This is a genomic window from Curtobacterium sp. Curtsp57 (assembly GCF_047324335.1).
GTDB lineage: Bacteria > Actinomycetota > Actinomycetes > Actinomycetales > Microbacteriaceae > Curtobacterium.
The window spans coordinates 3715182-3732980 of the sequence record NZ_CP168511.1; the positions used below are offsets into that span (position 1 = coordinate 3715182).

Annotated in this window: 17 protein-coding genes, 1 pseudogene and 1 riboswitch; of the genes and pseudogenes, 9 read left to right on the forward strand and 9 right to left on the reverse strand. The window is 70.4% G+C overall.

Annotated elements, in window-relative coordinates; translation table 11 throughout:
• The first annotated feature begins 63 nt into the window (after positions 1–63).
• A riboswitch (FMN riboswitch) is annotated at positions 64–198 on the forward strand.
• Between the two features lie 90 nt (positions 199–288).
• The 3 genes and pseudogenes from ACEN9V_RS17860 (at position 289) to ribH (ending at position 2122) form a co-directional block, all read left to right on the forward strand.
• Entirely contained in the window at positions 289–933 is a 645-nt protein-coding gene (locus tag ACEN9V_RS17860) for a riboflavin synthase (protein ID WP_413601441.1), read from the forward strand.
• Positions 933–1616 (forward strand): annotated as a pseudogene (gene ribB, locus ACEN9V_RS17865) (3,4-dihydroxy-2-butanone-4-phosphate synthase); the annotation flags it as partial. The gene ACEN9V_RS17860 and the pseudogene ribB, both read left to right, overlap by 1 nt.
• Positions 1617–1633: 17 nt before the next feature.
• Positions 1634–2122: a 6,7-dimethyl-8-ribityllumazine synthase gene (gene ribH / locus ACEN9V_RS17870; protein ID WP_413601442.1), complete on the forward strand. Its 489-nt coding sequence runs from the start codon at positions 1634–1636 to the stop codon at positions 2120–2122.
• 85 nt (positions 2123–2207) lie between these two features.
• Here the strand turns inward: ribH and ACEN9V_RS17875 are convergent, their stop codons facing one another.
• The 5 genes from ACEN9V_RS17875 to ACEN9V_RS17895 all read right to left on the reverse strand — a co-directional run bounded on the left by ACEN9V_RS17875 (position 2208) and on the right by ACEN9V_RS17895 (position 6298).
• Positions 2208–2378, reverse strand: coding sequence for a hypothetical protein (locus ACEN9V_RS17875; RefSeq protein WP_281265183.1), 171 nt, complete (start codon positions 2376–2378; stop codon positions 2208–2210).
• A 66-nt stretch (positions 2379–2444) separates the two neighbouring features.
• Entirely contained in the window at positions 2445–2993 is a 549-nt protein-coding gene (locus ACEN9V_RS17880) for a TetR/AcrR family transcriptional regulator (protein ID WP_281265182.1), read from the reverse strand.
• Between the two features lie 58 nt (positions 2994–3051).
• Positions 3052–3963: a carbohydrate ABC transporter permease gene (locus ACEN9V_RS17885; protein WP_402729529.1), complete on the reverse strand. Its 912-nt coding sequence runs from the start codon at positions 3961–3963 to the stop codon at positions 3052–3054.
• The gene (locus ACEN9V_RS17890) at positions 3960–5000 is read right to left on the reverse strand and encodes a carbohydrate ABC transporter permease (RefSeq protein ID WP_413601443.1); all 1041 of its coding nucleotides are present in this window, start codon (positions 4998–5000) and stop codon (positions 3960–3962) included. The genes ACEN9V_RS17885 and ACEN9V_RS17890 overlap by 4 nt, the downstream gene beginning before the upstream one ends.
• The gene (locus ACEN9V_RS17895) at positions 4997–6298 is read right to left on the reverse strand and encodes an extracellular solute-binding protein (RefSeq protein ID WP_413601444.1); all 1302 of its coding nucleotides are present in this window, start codon (positions 6296–6298) and stop codon (positions 4997–4999) included. The genes ACEN9V_RS17890 and ACEN9V_RS17895 overlap by 4 nt, the downstream gene beginning before the upstream one ends.
• 186 nt (positions 6299–6484) lie before the next feature.
• Here ACEN9V_RS17895 and ACEN9V_RS17900 point away from each other — a divergent pair, with 186 nt between their 5' ends.
• The 5 genes from ACEN9V_RS17900 (at position 6485) to ACEN9V_RS17920 (ending at position 12580) form a co-directional block, all read left to right on the forward strand.
• Complete coding sequence (locus ACEN9V_RS17900; RefSeq protein ID WP_413601445.1) at positions 6485–8527, forward strand: aldo/keto reductase; 2043 nt, start codon at positions 6485–6487, stop codon at positions 8525–8527.
• The gene (locus tag ACEN9V_RS17905; RefSeq protein WP_413601446.1) at positions 8506–9537 is read left to right on the forward strand and encodes a LacI family DNA-binding transcriptional regulator; all 1032 of its coding nucleotides are present in this window, start codon (positions 8506–8508) and stop codon (positions 9535–9537) included. Before ACEN9V_RS17900 ends, ACEN9V_RS17905 begins: the two co-directional genes overlap by 22 nt.
• A 136-nt stretch (positions 9538–9673) precedes the next feature.
• On the forward strand, positions 9674–11197 hold the full coding sequence (locus tag ACEN9V_RS17910; protein WP_413601447.1) for an MFS transporter: 1524 nt from the start codon (positions 9674–9676) through the stop codon (positions 11195–11197).
• Positions 11198–11380: 183 nt separating this feature from the next.
• Positions 11381–11920 (forward strand): flavin reductase family protein, encoded by a 540-nt coding sequence (locus ACEN9V_RS17915; RefSeq protein WP_413601448.1) that lies wholly within the window; start codon positions 11381–11383, stop codon positions 11918–11920.
• A gap of 45 nt (positions 11921–11965) precedes the next feature.
• Positions 11966–12580, forward strand: a complete 615-nt coding sequence (locus tag ACEN9V_RS17920) for a superoxide dismutase (RefSeq protein ID WP_281265174.1) — start codon at positions 11966–11968, stop codon at positions 12578–12580.
• A gap of 93 nt (positions 12581–12673) precedes the next feature.
• Here ACEN9V_RS17920 and ACEN9V_RS17925 read toward each other — a convergent pair whose 3' ends face one another.
• Entirely contained in the window at positions 12674–13249 is a 576-nt protein-coding gene (locus tag ACEN9V_RS17925) for a hypothetical protein (RefSeq protein ID WP_413601449.1), read from the reverse strand.
• Positions 13250–13403: 154 nt separating this feature from the next.
• Here ACEN9V_RS17925 and ACEN9V_RS17930 point away from each other — a divergent pair, with 154 nt between their 5' ends.
• Entirely contained in the window at positions 13404–14378 is a 975-nt protein-coding gene (locus tag ACEN9V_RS17930) for a carbohydrate kinase family protein (protein WP_413601450.1), read from the forward strand.
• A 73-nt stretch (positions 14379–14451) separates the two neighbouring features.
• Here the strand turns inward: ACEN9V_RS17930 and ACEN9V_RS17935 are convergent, their stop codons facing one another.
• From ACEN9V_RS17935 to ACEN9V_RS17945, 3 genes are read right to left on the reverse strand one after another with little or no spacing between them, the layout of a single operon-like run.
• Positions 14452–15894: a serine hydrolase domain-containing protein gene (locus ACEN9V_RS17935; protein ID WP_413601451.1), complete on the reverse strand. Its 1443-nt coding sequence runs from the start codon at positions 15892–15894 to the stop codon at positions 14452–14454.
• On the reverse strand, positions 15891–17240 hold the full coding sequence (locus tag ACEN9V_RS17940) for a cryptochrome/photolyase family protein (protein WP_413601452.1): 1350 nt from the start codon (positions 17238–17240) through the stop codon (positions 15891–15893). The genes ACEN9V_RS17935 and ACEN9V_RS17940 overlap by 4 nt, the downstream gene beginning before the upstream one ends.
• Positions 17237–17752: a MarR family winged helix-turn-helix transcriptional regulator gene (locus ACEN9V_RS17945; protein WP_413601453.1), complete on the reverse strand. Its 516-nt coding sequence runs from the start codon at positions 17750–17752 to the stop codon at positions 17237–17239. Before ACEN9V_RS17945 ends, ACEN9V_RS17940 begins: the two co-directional genes overlap by 4 nt.
• Between the last annotated feature and the right edge of the window lie 47 nt (positions 17753–17799).

Below are 17799 nucleotides of genomic sequence, written 5' to 3' on the forward strand. Positions count from 1 at the left end.
CGTGACGGCGTGTGACCGGTGTCGATGCGACGCCCACACGGCTGGGGTATCGTTCGGGGTACGCAAGCGCTCCGGGGTCGGTGTAATTCCGAACCGGTGGTGACAGTCCACGAACTGACGACGGGTGTGAACCCGCCTGATGTTGACTCGGTGAAACTCCGGGACCGACGGTGAGAGTCCGGATGGGAGGCGCGCTGGCGGACACGACGCGACCACCTGCGTGGGCGCACGGGTCCGTCGTTGCCGACGATCGTCGAACGCCCCCGGAGTCCCGTTGAGAGGACACCAGTGTTCACCGGCATCATCGAGGAACTCGGCACCGTCACCGCCGTCGACCCCCAGGGCGACTCCGTCGCGCTCACGATCCGTGGCCCGCTCGTGGTCACGGACGCGAAGCACGGCGACTCCATCGCGACGAGCGGCGTCTGCCTGACCGTCGTCGAGCAGACCCCGGAGACGTTCACCGCCTTCGTCATGAAGCAGACGCTCGACATGAGCGCACACGGGTCGCTGCGGGTGGGTGACCCGGTGAACCTCGAGCGCGCGGCCTCCGTCGGCGACCGGCTCGGCGGCCACATCGTGCAGGGTCACGTCGACGGCACCGCGACGGTGCTCGAGACCGCGGACGGCGACGGATGGCGCCGCGTCCGGTTCGCCCTGACGCCGGAGCTCAGCCCGCTCGTCGTCGACAAGGGCTCGATCGCGCTCGACGGCGTCTCACTCACCGTCAGTGCCGTCTCCCCGGAGACGACCGACCCGGCTGATGCCTGGTTCGAGGTCAGCCTGATCCCCGAGACCCTCACCGCCACGACGCTCGGTGACCGGGTCCCCGGCGACCGGGTCAACGTCGAGACCGACGTCCTCGCCCGGCACGTCCGGCGCATGCTGCGGCTCGACGCCGCCGCGCAGGTCCTCGAACTGGAGGCGCAGTGATGGTCGCCGACGCCCCGCACGTCGTCGACGTGGCAGCACCAGGGCACGTGACCGGGTTGTCGACGATCGAGGACGCCGTCGCCGCCATCGCGGCCGGCCGGCCGGTGATCGTCGCGGACGACGAGTCCCGCGAGAACGAGGGCGACGTCATCCTGTCCGCCGAGCTCGCGTCGCCGGAGTGGATCGCCTGGACCGTGGCGCACTCGTCCGGGTTCATCTGCGCGCCGGTCAGCGCCGCGATCGCGGACACGCTCGACCTGCCGCCGATGGTGGCCCACAACGAGGACGTCCGCGGGACCGCCTACACCGTGACGGTCGACGCTGCCGTCGGGGTCACGACCGGGATCAGCGCCCACGACCGTGCCCGGACACTCCGGGTGCTCGCCGACCCGGCATCGGTCCGCGGCGACCTGCACCGTCCAGGGCACGTCGTGCCGTTGCGTGCGCGACCCGGCGGGGTGCGGGAGCGCGCCGGGCACACCGAGGCAGCGATCGACCTGGTCACCGCGGCGGGCTTGCGGCCCGCGGCGGCGATCTGCGAGATCGTCGACGAGGACGGCAGCATGATGCGGCTGCCGCGCCTCGTCGAACTGGGGGCGCGCGAGGGCGTGCCCGTCATCACCATCGCCGCACTCGCCGAGTGGCTGGACGCGGCAGACCGGGCAGCGGCGGACGCCGCGCCCACGGAAGGAACGACACGATGAGCGGAGCAGGCGCGGCGGACCGCGACCAGGTCGACGGCAGCGGCATCCGGGTGGCGATCGTCGCCGGGCAGTGGCACGACACGATCGCGGCGGGACTCCTCGCCGGGGCCCAGCGCGAGGTCGAGCGCCTCGGCGCCGACGCCACCGTGCTGCCCGTCCCCGGGAGCTTCGAGCTGCCCGTCGTCGCGAAGGCGGCACTCGAGAACGGGTTCGACGCGGCGGTCGCCCTCGGCGTGATCATCCGCGGGGGCACGCCGCACTTCGAGTACGTGTCCGACGCGGCGACGAGCGGCCTCACCCGGGTCGCGATCGAGACCGGCAAGCCCGTCGGCTTCGGCGTGCTCACCCTCGACGACGAGCAGCAGGGCATCGACCGAGCCGGGCTGCCCGGCTCGAAGGAGGACAAGGGTGCCGAGGCGGCGCACGCCGCGATCGCGACTGCCGTGGTGCTGCGGAGCCTGCGCGCCGCGACCGTCTCCGCCTGACCCGCACCGATCCTCCAGTCCGGACCGGACGCGAAACGGGCCCCGCACCGATGTGGTGCGGGGCCCGTTGCCGTGCGGTGTGTGACTACCGCTTGCCGAACACGTGGATCGGCAGGAAGAAGGAGATGCACATGAGCAGGATGCCGCCCATGAACACGAATGCCTGACCCGAGCTCACCTGGAACGCGACGCCGAACAGGTACATCGACACCAGCAGGAGCAGGATCGAGAAAACAGCGGCGATGACGCGGCCCACAGTGGTACCTCCGGAATCAGGCGGGTGGATCGACCCCAGTCTATCCCCAGGTCGGGGTCTGCTGGTTCACGCCACGGGCTTCGTGGACACCAGACGGTCGACGACGACGAGCAATGGCTCCATCTCGACCGAGGCACGGTCGGGGCGACCGTCGCTCGCGGCACCGAGGGACGCAGCGTGGTACAGCCCGTCGCCCATGAGCTTGATCGCCTGCGCGGTCGGGACGTCCCCGAGCGCGTCCACGAGCGTCGCGAGCCAAGCGTTCTCGGTCTCGTCGAGGGTGCGGCCGGCCTCTTCGTAGCCGGCCTGCTGCAGTCGGCTCGCGGCGAGCAGGGCGAGGTCGAGCTCGCTGCCGACGTACTGGCAGTTGCGGACGAAGTAGCGCGCGGGCCCGTCCTCGGCCTCGCGCATGCGGTCGACGTCGACGGCGGAGAGGTCGGCGAGCCGGTCGCAGAGGCCCTCCACCAGCGCGGCCTTCGAGCCGAAGTGGTACAGCAGTCCGCCCTTCGAGACGCCGGCGCGGGCGGCGACGGCGTCGAGGGTCGCAGTGCGCTCGCCTTCCTCGCACACGATGGCGACAAAGCTGTCGAGGACACGATCGCGAGCACTTGCCATAGGGGTGAGTCTAGGAGTGCCAGGACGGCGACGCGGAACCCGCGCCGCCGTCCGTGTCTCAGCCCTTCAACGCACCGGCCGCGATGTTCGCGATGAAGTGCCGCGACCCGATGATGAACACCCCGATCAGCGGGAACACGCTGATCACCGCGCCGGCCATCACGGCGCCGAGGTCGGTCGCGTTCACCGAGCTCAGGCCGGCGAGGGCGACCTGCAGGGTCTGCCCCTTCGGGTCGATCAGCACGATGAGCGGCCAGACGTAGTCGTTCCAGGCGGTGATGAACGTGAAGATCCCGAGGAACGCCAGCCCGCCGCGGAGCATCGGCACACCGACCGACCACCACGTCCGGAAGAACCCGGCACCGTCGACGCGGGCCGAGTCGATGAGCTCGTTCGGGATCGACGTCGTCGCGAACTGCCGCAGCAGGAAGATGCCGAACGCGTTCGCGGCGCCCGGGATGATGAGCGCCTGCAGTCCACCGATCCACCCGAGCTTCGCCATGAGCACGAAGCTCGGGACGAGGGACAGGCTCCCGGGCACCAGGAAGGTGGCGAGCATCACCGTGAACAGCGCGCGCTTGAACGGGAACTCGTACTTCGCGAACGCGAACGCCGCCAGCGAGTCGAACAGCATGACGAGGACCGCCGTGCCGCCGGCCACGATCACCGTGTTGAGCAGTGCCCGGAGCATGTCGACGCTGCCGAACACGCTCGCGATGTTCGCGAACGCGTTGTCGCCGAACCACAGCGACGGCGGGTACCCGAAGATCTCCGCGTTCGTCGACGTCGACATCACGAGCAGCCAGTAGAACGGGAAGATCGACAGCAGGACCCCGACGACCAGGCACACGTGCGTGACGAGCGTCCCGATCCAGCCTCGGCGGAACCCGTGGCGGTGGTCGGACTCGGCGGCACCGGGACGACCGAGCGCAGCGGCGGTGTTCGTGGTCGTGGTCTCGGTGGCGGTCATGCGTCGACGCCCTTCTTCGCGGTGCGGACGGTGACGGTGCGCGCCGTGCGCAGCCGCCTGGGTGTCTTGAGGCCGTCGCGTTCACTGAGCAGGCGCCAGTTGATGATCGCGAACACCACGGAGAAGATGAACAGCACCCAGGCGATCGCCGAGCCGTACCCGAAGTCGAACTGGTTGAACGCCTGCTCGTACTGGTAGAGCACGATCGTCATGCCTGCCTCGTCCGGACCACCGACCGCGCCGCCGTTGAACAGGATCTGCGGCTCCGTGAAGAGCCCGAGCCCGCCGATGGTCGACGTGATCAAGGTGAAGAGGATGACCGGCCGGAGCATCGGGACCGTGATCCTCGAGAAGATCTGCCACGTGTTCGCACCGTCGACCTTGGCGGCGTCGTACAGCTCGGTGGGGATCGACTGCAACCCGGCGAGGTAGATGATCGCGTTGTACCCGGTCCAGCGCCAGATCACCATGACGGAGATCGTGACCTTGATTCCCCAGTACGACGACAGCCATCCGACCGGGTCGGCGCCGAGTGCACGCATCGCGGCGTTCACGAGTCCGAACCCGTCCGAGAAGACGGATCCGAACACGATCGCCATCGCGACCATGCTCGTGACGTTCGGGATGAAGAACGCCACCCGGTAAAAGCCCTTGGCCCGGATGTTGCCGTGCAGCAGGAACGCGAGCACGAGCGCGAGGAAGAGCATCGGGAGCGTCGACATGATCCAGATGAGGAACGTGTTCCCGACGGCGTTCCAGAACCGCGGGTCGCCGATCAGGTACTGGTACTGCGCGAAGCCGACCCACGTCGGGCTGCCGATGCCGTCCCAGTCGGTGAAGGACAGCACGATCGAGAACACGATCGGGAACAGCCCGAACACCAGGAACAGGACGTAGAAGGGCGCGATCGCGACGTACTGCGGCCAGAACCGACGGAGGCCGAAGCGCTTGCCGGTGGCCGCGGTCGTGATCGACGCGGTTGGCGTCCCGACGACGGCGGGGATGCTCGTCGTGGGCGGTGCCTGCTTGGTGCTCATGCCGTGACCCCGCGCTTCTCGAGGACCCGGTTCGTCTGGTCGACGGCGTCCTGCCAGGCCCGGTCCGGGTCCTTGCCCGCTGCCTCGACGTTGGTGATCTCGGTCGCGAAGGCGCCGATGAAGCGCTCGTTGTTCGAGATGTAGGTGACCGGGACGTCCATCGCGGTGTCACTGAAGAACGACAGCGGGTCCTGGTCGCCGAAGAAGTCACCCGGTTTCCGCATCAACCCGTTGTCGAACGAACCGGGCGTGGACGGGAAGAGCTGGATGTCGTTGTAGGTGTGCGACTGCACCTCGGGGGAGGTGATCCACTGCGCGAATGCCACCGCGGCCGCCGGGTCCTTCGACGTCTTCGGGACGGCGAGGAACGAGCCGCCGCTGTTGCCGGGACGTTCGGGCTGCCGGGCCATCCGCCACTGCCCGGAGGAGTCCGGTGCGGTGTCGTGGATCACCTGGGTCCACCACGCGCCCTCGATCTGCCCCGCCACGCGGCCGGACACCCATCCGGCGTTCTGGTCGGTGCCGGACTGCAGGTTCCCGGTCACGCCGGACTTCGCGCACGCGACGGCGTTCTCCCACGCCTTCCGGATGCTGCTGTCGTCCTGCTCGAAGACGGGCCGGTCGTCACGGTCGAAGTACCGCGTGGGGCTGGCGGAGATGTACTGGTTGAAGAGCTGGTTCGCGGTGATGACCGTCGCGGCATCGGCCTTCTTCCGGAGGGTCGACCCGAACGTCCGGAAGTCGTCCCAGGTGCTGATCGACGCCGACACCTCGTCCGGGTCGGTCGGCAGCCCGGCCCTCGCGAGGACGTCCTGCCGGTAGAAGAACGCGGTCGGTCCGGTGTCGACGGGCCAGAAGCACTGCCGTCCACTCGGGGTGGTGCCGAGTGCGCGCTTCCAGTCGTAGTACTCGGACTTCTTCGCCTCGCCGCCGTGGTCGTCGAAGTCCGTGAAGAGGTCCTCGTCGGGGAAGTACAACCAGCAGTTCGAGTTCACCATGAGGACGTCAGGGATGAACGCGTTGCCCGCCAGCGCCGTCCGGAACTTCGTGTCGTAGGACGCACCGCCGATGAGGTCGGGGCGGAGGCGCATCGGGCGGTGCCCGTCGATACCAGCGGCCGCCTGCTTCAGGAACTTCGGGTCGAGCGACCGGTTCCAGTACCAGAGGACGAGCTCGTCGGGGTCCTTCGAGATGGAGGTGCCGGTGGAGCACCCGGCAAGGAGCGCTGCGGCGCCGAGCGCGCCGGCGCCGGCGAGGAATCCCCGCCGGCTGAGACTGATCGATGGTGCTGCTGTCACGGGGGATGCCTGCTCTCGTCGTTGAGATCGGGGAGTCCGTGAGCGATCGACCGTGAACGCTCACGAATTGGCTCAGAGCATGCTCTGCCCGACACGCCGTGTCAAGCATCATCTGCATTGCGGCGACGGGCTGAGCGCGTTAGCGTCGACGCGACCGTGAAGGTTCACGAGACGAACAGGATCCGCATGTCAGCGCAGACCGCGACCACCACCGGCACCCCGACCGCAGCGACGAACGACACCCCCGGCTGGGCGGTCCTCGGCCCTGGTGGCATCGCCCGCCGGTTCCTCTCCCAGCTGTCGGCGAGCGCAGCGGGCGGCACACTCGTCGCGGCCGGCAGCTCCGCTGTCGAGCGCGCGCAGGCGTTCGCGGACGAGGCCGTCGAGCACGGCTTCGCGGACGTCACCGCGGCGACGTACGACGAGGTCCTCGCCGACCCGCGCGTGGACGCCGTCTACGTCTCCACCGTGCACACCGGGCACGCCAGGCTCGTCCTCGCGGCGCTCGCCGCGGGCAAGGCCGTCCTCTGCGAGAAGCCCCTCGCGCCGAACCACGGCACCGCGATGGCACTCGCCGACGCCGCCCGTCAGGCCGGGCTGCCGCTGGTGGAGGCGTACATGTACCGCTTCCACCCGCAGACCGCCGCACTCCTCGAGCTGGTTCGCCAGAAGGCGATCGGTGACGTCACGCACATCGACGCGTCGTTCGCGTTCCGCGCGGGGTCCCGCAGCGGCCGGCTGTTCGACGTTGACACCGCCGGTGGCGGCATCCTCGACGTCGGCGGCTACCCGGTGACGATGGCCGCCGCGATCGTGCAGGCCGCGACCGGTGTGGCCGTCGCCGAGCCGACCGAGCTGACCGCGACGGGGACGCTCGGCCCGACCGGGGTCGACGAGTGGACCACCGCGCAGCTCACCTACCGCGGCGGCATCACCGCCGACGTCCGCACCGGCGTCCGCGTGCAGGATGACAACGCGGTGACGATCCACGGCACGAGCGGGAAGATCACGCTGACCGACCCGTGGACCCTCGGCGAGGACCCGACGATCGAGATCCGCACCGTCGACGAGGACCCCAGGACCCTGTCGTTCGGCGGCGCGAAGCCGTACGCGCTCGAGGCCGACGCGACCACCGCTGCCCTGGCCGCCGGACGCGTCGATGCTCCCGAGTACACGCTCGACGAGTCGCTCGCCACCGCCAGGACCCTGGACAAGTGGCGCGCGGCGATCGGCCTGCGCTACCCGTTCGAGGCCGAGACCGCCGACATCCCCACCGTGAGCGGGAGCCCGCTGACCGTGCAGGCGGACAACCCGATGCAGTACGGCGAGATCCCCGGCGTCGGCAAGCGCCTGTCGCGCCTGGTGATGGGCGTCGACAACCAGCCGGACCTGGCACACGCCAGCGCGATCTTCGACCTCTTCGTCGAGCAGGGCGGCAACGTCTTCGACACCGGGTACATCTACGGCGGGGGCGTGCTCGAGGGCCGACTCGGCAAGTGGATCCAGAACCGGGGGATCCGCGAGGACGTGGTCGTCATCACGAAGGGCGCGCACACGCCGTACTGCGACCCCGAGTCCCTCAGCCGACAGCTGCTCGAGAGCCTCGAGCGCCAGGGCACCGACTACGCCGACATCTACATGATGCACCGCGACAACGAGGACATCCCCGTCGGGGAGTTCGTGGACGTCCTCGACGAGCACCGTCGCGCCGGCCGCATCCGCGTGTACGGCGGCTCGAACTGGAGCCTCGCCCGCTTCGACGAGGCGAACGCCTACGCCCGCGCGAACGGCAAGCACGAGTTCGAGGTGCTCAGCAACCACTTCGGGCTCGCCGAGGCGTACGACGTGCCGTGGGCCGGCTGCCGCCACGCGACCGATGCCGCGTCGAAGGAGTGGCTGGCGGAGCGCCAGGTGCCCCTGCTGCCGTGGTCGTCCCAGGCCCGTGGGTTCTTCACCGGACGCGCGACGCCCGAGGACACCAGTGATGCCGAGCTCGTGCGCTGCTACTACTCGGACGAGAACTTCGAGCGACTGCGCCGCGCCCGCGAGCTCGGCGAGCAGTTCGGGGTCCCGGCGACCGCGATCGCGCTCGCGTACGTCCTGAACCAGCCGTTCCCGACGTTCCCGCTCTTCGGACCGCGTACGATCGCGGAAGCCCGGTCGTCCATGACCGGCCTCTCCGTCGACCTCACTCCCGAACAGGTGGCATGGCTGGACCTCCGCGACTGACCGACGCCACCGAACCGGTCCCAGCACCCGGCGGCCGCGCGACGATCATCGACGTCGCCGCAGCCGCCGGGGTGTCCCGGCAGACGGTCACGCGGGCGATGAACGGCATGTCCGGGATCAGCGCGGCGACCAAAGAGCGGGTGCTCGCCGTCGCCGAGCAGCTCCACTACCGGCCGTCCCGCTTCGGCCGCGGGCTCGTCACGGGTGGGGACCACCAGCTCGGCCTCGTGGTGAACGACCTCAGGAACCCGTACACGCCGCAGCTCGCCGCGTCGGTGTTCCAGCTCGCCGCCGAGCAGGGGTGGAACGTCATGCTCGCCGACGTCGACCTGGCGAGCGACCCCGACCGCATGGTGACGGCGCTCGGCGCGCAGACGGACGTGGTCATCGGGTACTTCGGCTCCCGTCGCGAGCGCTGGAACGACCTGCTCGGATCGGTCCCGATGGTCGAGCTGGACCCCTCGTCCGACCCGCCGACCGCCGCGGTGTGGATCGACCCCGCGGACGGGATCGAGGTGCTCGCCGACCACCTCGTCGCCACCGGGGTGCGGCATCCCGTGGTGCTCGACAACTCCTCGCCGGACGACACGAGCGTGCGCGGCGTGCTCATGCTGGACGCCCTGCGTCGACGCGGCTACCTGCCGGAGGTGGTCCACGCGCGGCACGGCACGGCCGAGTGCGGGGCGGAGGAGACCGTGCGGATCCTCGGTCGGAAGCGCCGGCTCGACGCGATCATCGCCTTCAATGACGTGATGGCCCTCGGCGTGCTGCAGGCGTGCCGCCGTGCGGGCGTCGATGTCCCCGGTGACGTCCGCGTGGTCGGTGTGGACGGGCTCCCGCTCGGCGGGCTCGTGTCACCGACGCTCACGACGCTCGCCGTCGACCTCGACGCGGTCGCGCGCGAGGCGCTCGACCTCGCCCTCGGCATGCTGGCGGGTGAGCTGCCGCGCTCCGGTGCCGCGGTGCAGCGCAGCGTGCGCCACCGGTTGCTGCTCCGCGAGTCGGCGTAGGTCCGGGGGACCTCCAGTCCGCCTTTGGTTGTATTTGCAACATACCCGTCCAGACGGTACAGTAGAGGGGTCTTGCCGGGCTGCGTGACGACTTCCGCGCCCGGGGCACCACCCTCGAAGTCCGTGGAGCACCACCATGTCCGCACTCCTCACCAGTCCCATCGCCACGCGGGTCACCACCAGCCGCCCGCGACGGTTCCTGGCGCTCGCCGTGCTCATGCTGCCGGTCCTGCTGATCTCGGTCGACAACACCATCCTGAGCTTCGCCCTGCCGTCGATCTCGCGCGCGCTGGACCCGGACGCCACCACGCAGCTCTGGATCGTCGACGCGTACCCGCTCGTCCTCGCCGGCCTCCTCGTCGTGATGGGCAGTGTCGGCGACCGCATCGGCCGCCGACGCATCCTGGTCATCGGCGCCTCCGGGTTCGCGGCGATGTCCGTCGCTGCCGCGTTCGCCACCGATGCCTGGATGCTCGTCGCCGCGCGCGTCGCGATGGGCGTGTTCGGTGCCATGCTCATGCCGGCCACGCTGTCGATCATCCGCAACGTGTTCACCGACGGGACCGAGCGACGGATGGCCCTCGCCGTGTGGTCGACGATGTTCGCCGCGGGCAACGCGCTCGGTCCGCTCGTCGGTGGGGCACTCCTTGCGCACTTCCACTGGGGGAGCGTGTTCCTCGTCGCGGTGCCGATCCTCGTGCTGATGCTCGTCGGCGTGGCGTTCTGGGTGCCGGAGTCGAAGGACCGCAACCCCGGTCCCGTCGACGTCCTCAGCATGCTGCTGTCGCTCGGCACGCTCGCGCCGATCGCCTGGGCGATCAAGTCCGTCGTGCACGTCGAGGAACGCGGGCTCGCGATCGCGATGCTCGGTGTCGGGGTACTGTGCGGCATCGCGTTCGTCCGCCGGCAGCTGCGTTCCCGGACGCCGATGCTCGACCTCCGGCTGTTCCGCAGCACGGCGTTCACCGGCAGCGTGCTGATGAACATGGCCGCGATGTTCTCGCTGACCGGGTTCCTGTTCTTCATCGCCCAGCACCTGCAGCTCGTCGCCGGGCTCGACCCCTTCACGTCCGGTGTCGTGCTCATCCCGGGCTCCGTGCTCACGATCGTCGCAGGGCTCGTCGTCGTGCCGATCGTCGGACGGGTGGCCCCGCGGTGGGTCGTCGCCGTCGCGCTGCTGTTCTCGGCGGCCGCGTACGCGATGGTCGCCGTGCTCGGGCACCACGCGTCGATCGTCGCGCTGGCCTTCGCGTTCGTGCTGCTGGGCATCGGGATCGGCGCATCGGAGACGGTCACGAACGACCTCATCATCTCCACGGCGCCCGCGGACAAGGCCGGTGCCGCGTCGGCGCTCTCCGAGACCGCGTACGAGATCGGTGCGGTGCTCGGGACGGCGGTGCTCGGGACGATCCTCGCGACGACCTACCGGGCACACGTCGTCGTCCCCGACGGGCTGTCCTCGTCGGCGCACGTCGCGGCGCAGGAGACCCTCGGCGGAGCGGTGTCGGCGGCTGCGGACCTCGGCGGGTCGGCGGGGCAGGTGCTCCTCGAGTCGGCGCGGGCGGCGTTCGACTCCGGCGTCACGATCACGGCCGGCGTCGCCGCGGTGCTGATGGTCGTCGCCGCTGCCGGTGCCGTCGTGATGCTCCGCCGCCGCTGACGGCGTCGCCCTGCGTCGCCCCCTCGATTCGGCTTCGCGCGTGGACGACGGCGGGACGGCGCGCCCGGGATACGTGGAACCTGGGAATCGTTGACCTCAACCTTGGTTGAGGTCATACGTTGGGACATGGCCGCCGAGGGGTGAGCCACGCCGATCCGAACGAGGAACGAACCAACGACTCCCATGCCCGAAGCAACACCGGCGAACGCCGTGCCGTCGAACGCCGTGCCGTCGAACATCGCGGACGCCTACAAGTCGGCCTTCCGTGGTCATCCTGCCGGTGTCGCCGTCATCACCGCCGAGGGGCCGGACGGACCGACCGGCCTCACCGCGTCCAGCGTCGCGAGCGTGGCGATCGACCCGCCCGTCCTGGTGTTCTCGCTCTCGACGAACTCGGGCTCGGCCGGCGCCGTCCTCGGGGCTCCGGTGTTCGTGGTCCACCTCATGGACTCGCACGGCGTCGCCCTCGCGAGGCGCTTCGCGTCCACCGGTAGCCCCGCGGCCGACGACCCGATCTGGGGAACGCTCCCGTCGGGTGACCGGTACCTGCCCTCCGCCGCCTCCGCGCTCCGGTGCCGACCGCTGTCCACGACGCCGATCGGCAGTTCGACCGTCGTCGTCGCCGAGGTGCTCGACATCGTCATCGGGGACGAACGTGGCGAGCCGCTCGTCTACCACAACCGGGAATTCCACTCCCTCACCGATCGTTCCCGGCTCTCGTGAGCCGCGGAGCACCATCCGCCCATCCACTGATCGAAAGGAACTCACATGGCTGAGTACACCCTGCCGGAGCTGCCGTACGACTACGCCGCACTCGAGCCGCACATCAGCGGCAAGATCATGCAGCTGCACCACGACAAGCACCACCAGACCTACGTCACGGGTGCGAACACCGCGCTCGAGCAGATCGCGGAAGCGCGCGAGTCGGGCAACCTCGGGGCGATCAACAAGCTCGAGAAGGACCTCGCCTTCAACCTCGGCGGTCACGTCAACCACTCGATCTTCTGGACCAACCTCGGCCCGGACACGAAGGTCCCGGAGGGCGAGCTCGCCGCGGCCATCGACGAGTTCTTCGGCTCCTTCGAGAAGTTCCAGGCCCAGTTCACCGCCGTCGCGACCGGCATCCAGGGCTCCGGCTGGTCCGTGCTGGCCTGGGACACCGTCGGCCAGAAGCTGACGACGTTCCAGCTGTTCGACCAGCAGGCGAACGTGCCCCTCGGTCTCGTCCCGATCTTCATGCTCGACATGTGGGAGCACGCCTTCTACCTCGACTACCTCAACGTCAAGGCCGACTACGTCAAGGCCGTGTGGAACATCGTCGACTGGGAGAACGTCGCGGCTCGCTTCGCGAACGCGAAGTCGCAGCGCTTCGTCACGCTCTGATCTGACGGCAGAGTCACGCTCTGATCTGACGGCAGAACGGACGGGAGGCACGGTGCCAGCTGGCACCGTGCCTCCCGTCCGTCATGGGTCGCGTCAGGCCGAGGTGAGGGTCGCGCCGGCGACGAGCTTGTGCGCGAGGTCGCGGAGAGCGGTGTCGGGATCGGCGTGTTCGCGGTCCATGATCGCACCCCACTGGATGCCGCGCGCGAGGAACACCGCCGCCTGTGCGGCACGGTCGGCATCGTGTTCCCCGTAGCCGTGCGCACGGCACCAGTCGGCGATCGACGCGATCTGCGCCCGGTGCACCGTTCGCTCGTGGTCGCGGCCGTCGAGTGACTCGACGGCGCCGAGCTCGAAGGTGAGCCGTGCGGCCAGGGACCGCTCCGGGTCGTCGAGCCCGCCGAACACCTGCACCAGGTAGGACGTGAGTGCGAGATCGTCGGCGTCCGGGTCGAGCGCGATGTCGGCCGTCGCCGCCGCGAGGTGCTCCACGACCGCGCCGATCAGGGCCTCGCGCGTCCCGAAGTGGTAGACGATCGGGTACGCGCTGGTGCCGAGCACGCGCCCGAGGCTGCGCACGGACACGTCTTCGATCTTGGTGTCCTGCAGGTGCTGCGCGACCTTGCGCACGATGGCGGGCTTCAGGGTCGGGTCTGGCTTGCGCGGCATGTCGTCTCCGGCGATGGTCTCGGCGTGCCGCTGGAATGCGACTCACGAGTATATTAGCGGCAGAGTCCGACATTGGGCTGAGAGATGTGATATCACCCGCCAGGTGAACGCCCTCAAAGTGGAGATTTGCTCGCCTTCACGTACAATGAGGACGATGTCATCACTGCCCGAGCCCTCCGCGGCCGCTCCGAGCGCCTCCAGGGCCAGCGGTGGAGGCCGGGTCGGCGGGCGCCGTCGTGGCGTCGGGAAGCGGTTCCTGGTGGTGGGGGACCTGCTCGACGGCGTGCTCGTCCAGACCCGGGCAGCGGCGAGCGGCGACCACGACCCCGCTGCGGTGATCCGACACCGCCCCGCGGGAGCTGCCGGCACGACCGCGACGTGGCTCGGGTGGCTCGGTGCCGAGGTCGACATGGTGGGTCGGGTCGGCGTCGACGACGTCTACCGACACGAGCGCGCGCTCGAGGACGCCGGCGTCCGACCGCACATCCGGTACGACGCGCGGACGTCGACCGGTGCGCTCGTCTCGGTGCGGGGACAGCGCGGCCGGACGTCGATGACGGACGGAGCCGCGAGCGCGCTGCTCTCCGCGGCCGACGTGCCGATCGAACTCGTCGCACGTGCCGACATCGTCCACCTGACCGGAGAGGCGATGCTCGGGTCCGGCGGGACCGACCGCCTCGTGGACCTCGTCGCCCGGGCGCGGACCGGCGCCGCGCGGGTCTCGCTCGACCCGTCCTCGGTCGCGGCCGTGCGCCTGGTCGGCGGTCCCGCGTTCCTCGCGGCGGTGCGCGGCGTGGACCTCATCGTCCCGAATCGAGCCGAGGCGCTCGAACTCACCGGGGCGGACGAGCCGGAAGACGCCGTTCGGGTGCTCACCCGCCACGTCCCGCTGGTCGTCGTGACGCTCGGAGTCGACGGCGTGCTGGTCGGGCGTCCGGGGCGCACCCCGCAGCGGGTCCCGGCGACCCCGGCCACGGTGGTCGACGGGATCGGCGCCGGTGACGCGTTCGCGGCCGGGTTCATCCGCGCATGGGCGACCGATCCGGTCCGCGTCGGGGCGGCCGCACGGGAGGGCACCCGCGTGGCCGCTCGCGCCGTCGGGTTCGTCGGGGGCCGCCCGCCGGTGTGACCGAGTGGCCCGTCGGCCGCGGCCCGCCGGGCGGTTCGGGCGCGGCTGGCCGGCGTTCGGCGGTTGCTGCCCGTCAGCGTTCGGCGGGCTCAGCCGTGCAGATCAGGGTCTGGACGAGTCCTGCGGCGAGCGGCGCCAGCCGGATCTCCACACGGAGTCGGCCGTTCGTCCCCGGCAACCACCAGCGGAGGTGTGTCGGCGTGGACGACTGCTCCGCCACCGGCGCGGCCGACAGGTCGGCGCCGACGGTGCGGACCGCCTCGGCGATCGCCGAGCGCCGGCGATCGTACGGGACGTCCAGCGCGACGTTCGGGGTGCAGATCGCGTCTGCCACGTCCTCGCTCCAGGCGGACAGGAGGCGCGACACGGCACCCTGCGCGGCTCGCGTCTCCGGGAGCACCGTCACGGGTGACCGGTGGGTGGTACCCGCCGTGGCGGCTCCCGCCGCGAGCAGCAGGTCGTGCGCGGTCTCGGTCGGGACGGAGACCTTCGCCTGGGTCGCGTTCTCGAAGGCGACGACACCGAGGCCGGTCTGCACGGACCACCGCATGTGCGCCGAGAAGCCCGGGTAGCCGCCGGAGTGGGAGACGATCGAGCCGTGGTCGTCGTCGTGCTCCACGAACAGTCCGAAGCCGTAGCCGATCGGACGCTTCGCACCCGGGAACGCGCTTCGGGGGATCTGCCGCATCGCCTGCTGCATGAGCCGGCGATCGGCGGGGGAGACCGGCCCGGCCTCGGCGGCGTCACCGGTGCGGATCGGGGTGAACGCCGACGACAGGTGCCGCGCCCACCGCGACAGGTCGGTGACGGTCGAGAAGAGCCCACCGATCGGTGAGAAGGCACCGGGGCCCGAGATGGGGAGGGGTTCCCACGACCCGTCGTGTGGCCGGGCCCCGACCACGACGAACCGGCGGGCGTCGGCAGCGGCGAAGACGGTGTCGTCCAGACCGAGCGGGCGGAGGACGGCGTCCGAGGCGACCTGGGTGAACGGGCGACCGGCCACGACGGCGATCGCGCGGCCGAGCAGGGCGTAGCCGAGGTTCGAGTACGCGAAGCAGGTGCCGGGGACGGAGTCGAACAACAGGCCCGTGTGGAGCACCGCGTCGAGCGCGTCGTCGGAGATCGGCTCTTGCCGGTCGCCCCACGGATCGTCGGTGGGGAACCCGGCCGACATGGTCAGCAGCATCCGGAGCGTGGGGACGGGGGAGTCCGGTGTCGGGAGCTGCACGTCGGCGAACGCCGGGACGAAGTCGGTGATCGGTGCGTCGAGGGAGACCAGGCCGTCAGCGACCAGGCCGAGGAGCGTGGCGGCCGTGACGCTCTTCGTGCAGGACGCGATCCGGTAGACCGTGTCGGCGTCCGGCGCAGCACCGTCCCCGCGGTCCCCGTGCCCACCGGAGGCCACGAGTCCGTCCGCGTCGAACACGCCCCACACGGAGCTCGGCGCGACGCCGCGCTCGACCCGGTCGCGGAACAGCGCGTCGATCTGCTCGATCGTGGCGGAGTCGATCGTCATGCGTGCCGCATCCTGTCGTAGGCGTCGAGCGCCCGCTTCCTGGTCTCCTTGAGGTCGACCATCGGCTCGGGACGGTCTTCGTCCGACGGGACCCACCGCCGCACGTACTCCCGGTGCGGGTCGAACCGTTCGAGCTGGCGCTCGGGGTTGAAGACGCGGAAGTACGGTGCGGCGTCGAACCCGGAGCCGGCGACCCACTGCCAGTTGCCGGGGTTGTTCGCGGCGTCGGCGTCCACCAGGGTGTCCCAGAACCACTGCTCGCCGACACGCCAGTCGACCAGGAGGTTCTTCACGAGGAAGCTCGCGGTCACCAGGCGCATCCGGTTGTGCATCGCACCGGTGTGCCAGAGCTCGCGCATCCCGGCGTCGACGAGGTCGATCCCGGTCCTGCCCTGCTGCCAGCGTTCGAGTTCCGAAGCGGATGCACGTCGCCACGGGAACGCGTCGAACTCGCGACGGACGTTGACCGTCGCGATGTCGTCGCAGTGGAAGTACTCGTTCCAGTTGAACTCGCGCCACGCGAGCTGCCGCAGGAACCCGGGTGCCTGCTTGCGCTGGTCTGGCTCGAGTCGCTCGTGCAGTCGGTGCCACACCTGGTACGGGCTGATCTCGCCCCAGCGCAGGTGCGGGGACAGTCCGCTCGTGGCGTCCATCGAGGGCTCGTCGCGCTGGTCGTAGTCCTCGAGCGCGTGGTCGACGAAGTGCTCCAGCCGGCGTGCGGCACCCTGCTCGCCGGGCTCCCACGTGTCGCGGAGCCCGCCTGCCCAGTCGGGCGTGGTCGGCAGGAGGTCCCAGTCGCCGAGGGAGTCGCCCGTCGCACGTGCCGGCGACGGGAGGTCCCGTGGCTTCGGCAGCGGGTGCCGCGGCTCCGGCATCGCCTGCGCTGCGTTCCAGAACGGCGTGAAGACCTTGAACGGCTCGCCCTGCCCGGTGAGCACGGTCCACGGTTCCCAGAGCAGGTTCGCCGCGAAGCTGTGCGCCTCGATCCCGCGGTCGGTCAGCGACGACTTGATGCCGGCGTCGATCTCTCGCTCGGCAGCCCCGTAGCGGCGGTTCCAGTAGACCGCCTCTGCTCCGGTGTCCGCGACGAGCTGGTCGATCGTGTCAGCGGCCGCTCCTCGGCGGAGCACCAGCCGTGAGCCGCGGTCGTGCAACTCGGCGTCGAGCGCGGCGAGCGAGTGGTGCAGCCACCACCGAGCGGCGGCACCGATCGCGCGGACGCCGGGGCTCTCGTCGTCGAGGACGTAGACCACCGTGACGTGTCCGCCGTGGTCGATCCCGGCGCGCAGGGCGGGGTTGTCCGCGAGACGCAGGTCGTCGCGGAGCCAGACGATCGCGCCCGTCACACCGTGGCCGGATCGGTCTGGGGCAGGGCCCGGTCGATGCGTCGGGCAGGTGGGGCGTCCGCCGAGGCGATGCGCAACTTGGTGCAGAGGTCTGTCAGCGTCCGCTGCTCCGACTCCGTGAGCCCGGCGCCGACCTGGGCGGCGATGCTCGCCGCGTGCTGGACGGCGACGGCACGGTAGACGTCGAACCCGAGCGGTGTGAGGGCCACGATGACACCGCGTGCATCGGTCGGGTCCGGCTGCTTCTCGACGATGCCGCGCGCGGTGAGCCGGTCGACGAGACGGCTGACGCTCGGCTGCGTCAGGAGCAGGTGCCCGGTGAGGTCGCGCATCCGGCAGCGGCGTCCGGGCTGCGTGGAGAGGTTGAAGCAGACGTCGTACTCGTTGAAGGAGATCTCCCCGCCGGGGAACTCGGAGTTGAGGTTCCGCATCACCGTGACCTGGGCGCGGAACAGCGCTTCCCATGCGGCCACGGCGGTCGCCTTGTCGCTGACGCGCGCCTTGTCGTTCACGCTGTCACTCCCTCTGTCCGGTGGTCCTCCAGCCTACCGACGGCATC

Excerpts from the sequence above, each read along its gene's own strand:
- ACEN9V_RS17880 (WP_281265182.1), bottom strand. The coding sequence starts at position 2,993 with ATGGCAAGTGCTCGCGATCGTGTCCTCGACAGCTTTGTCGCCATCGTG.
- ACEN9V_RS17905 (WP_413601446.1), top strand. The coding sequence starts at position 8,506 with ATGGCTGGACCTCCGCGACTGACCGACGCCACCGAACCGGTCCCAGCA.
- ACEN9V_RS17920 (WP_281265174.1), top strand. The coding sequence starts at position 11,966 with ATGGCTGAGTACACCCTGCCGGAGCTGCCGTACGACTACGCCGCACTC.
- ACEN9V_RS17910 (WP_413601447.1), top strand. The coding sequence starts at position 9,674 with ATGTCCGCACTCCTCACCAGTCCCATCGCCACGCGGGTCACCACCAGC.
- ACEN9V_RS17900 (WP_413601445.1), top strand. The coding sequence starts at position 6,485 with ATGTCAGCGCAGACCGCGACCACCACCGGCACCCCGACCGCAGCGACG.
- ACEN9V_RS17915 (WP_413601448.1), top strand. The coding sequence starts at position 11,381 with ATGCCCGAAGCAACACCGGCGAACGCCGTGCCGTCGAACGCCGTGCCG.
- ACEN9V_RS17930 (WP_413601450.1), top strand. The coding sequence starts at position 13,404 with ATGTCATCACTGCCCGAGCCCTCCGCGGCCGCTCCGAGCGCCTCCAGG.
- ribH (WP_413601442.1), top strand. The coding sequence starts at position 1,634 with ATGAGCGGAGCAGGCGCGGCGGACCGCGACCAGGTCGACGGCAGCGGC.
- ACEN9V_RS17925 (WP_413601449.1), bottom strand. The coding sequence starts at position 13,249 with ATGCCGCGCAAGCCAGACCCGACCCTGAAGCCCGCCATCGTGCGCAAG.
- ACEN9V_RS17935 (WP_413601451.1), bottom strand. The coding sequence starts at position 15,894 with ATGACGATCGACTCCGCCACGATCGAGCAGATCGACGCGCTGTTCCGC.
- ACEN9V_RS17885 (WP_402729529.1), bottom strand. The coding sequence starts at position 3,963 with ATGACCGCCACCGAGACCACGACCACGAACACCGCCGCTGCGCTCGGT.
- ACEN9V_RS17890 (WP_413601443.1), bottom strand. The coding sequence starts at position 5,000 with ATGAGCACCAAGCAGGCACCGCCCACGACGAGCATCCCCGCCGTCGTC.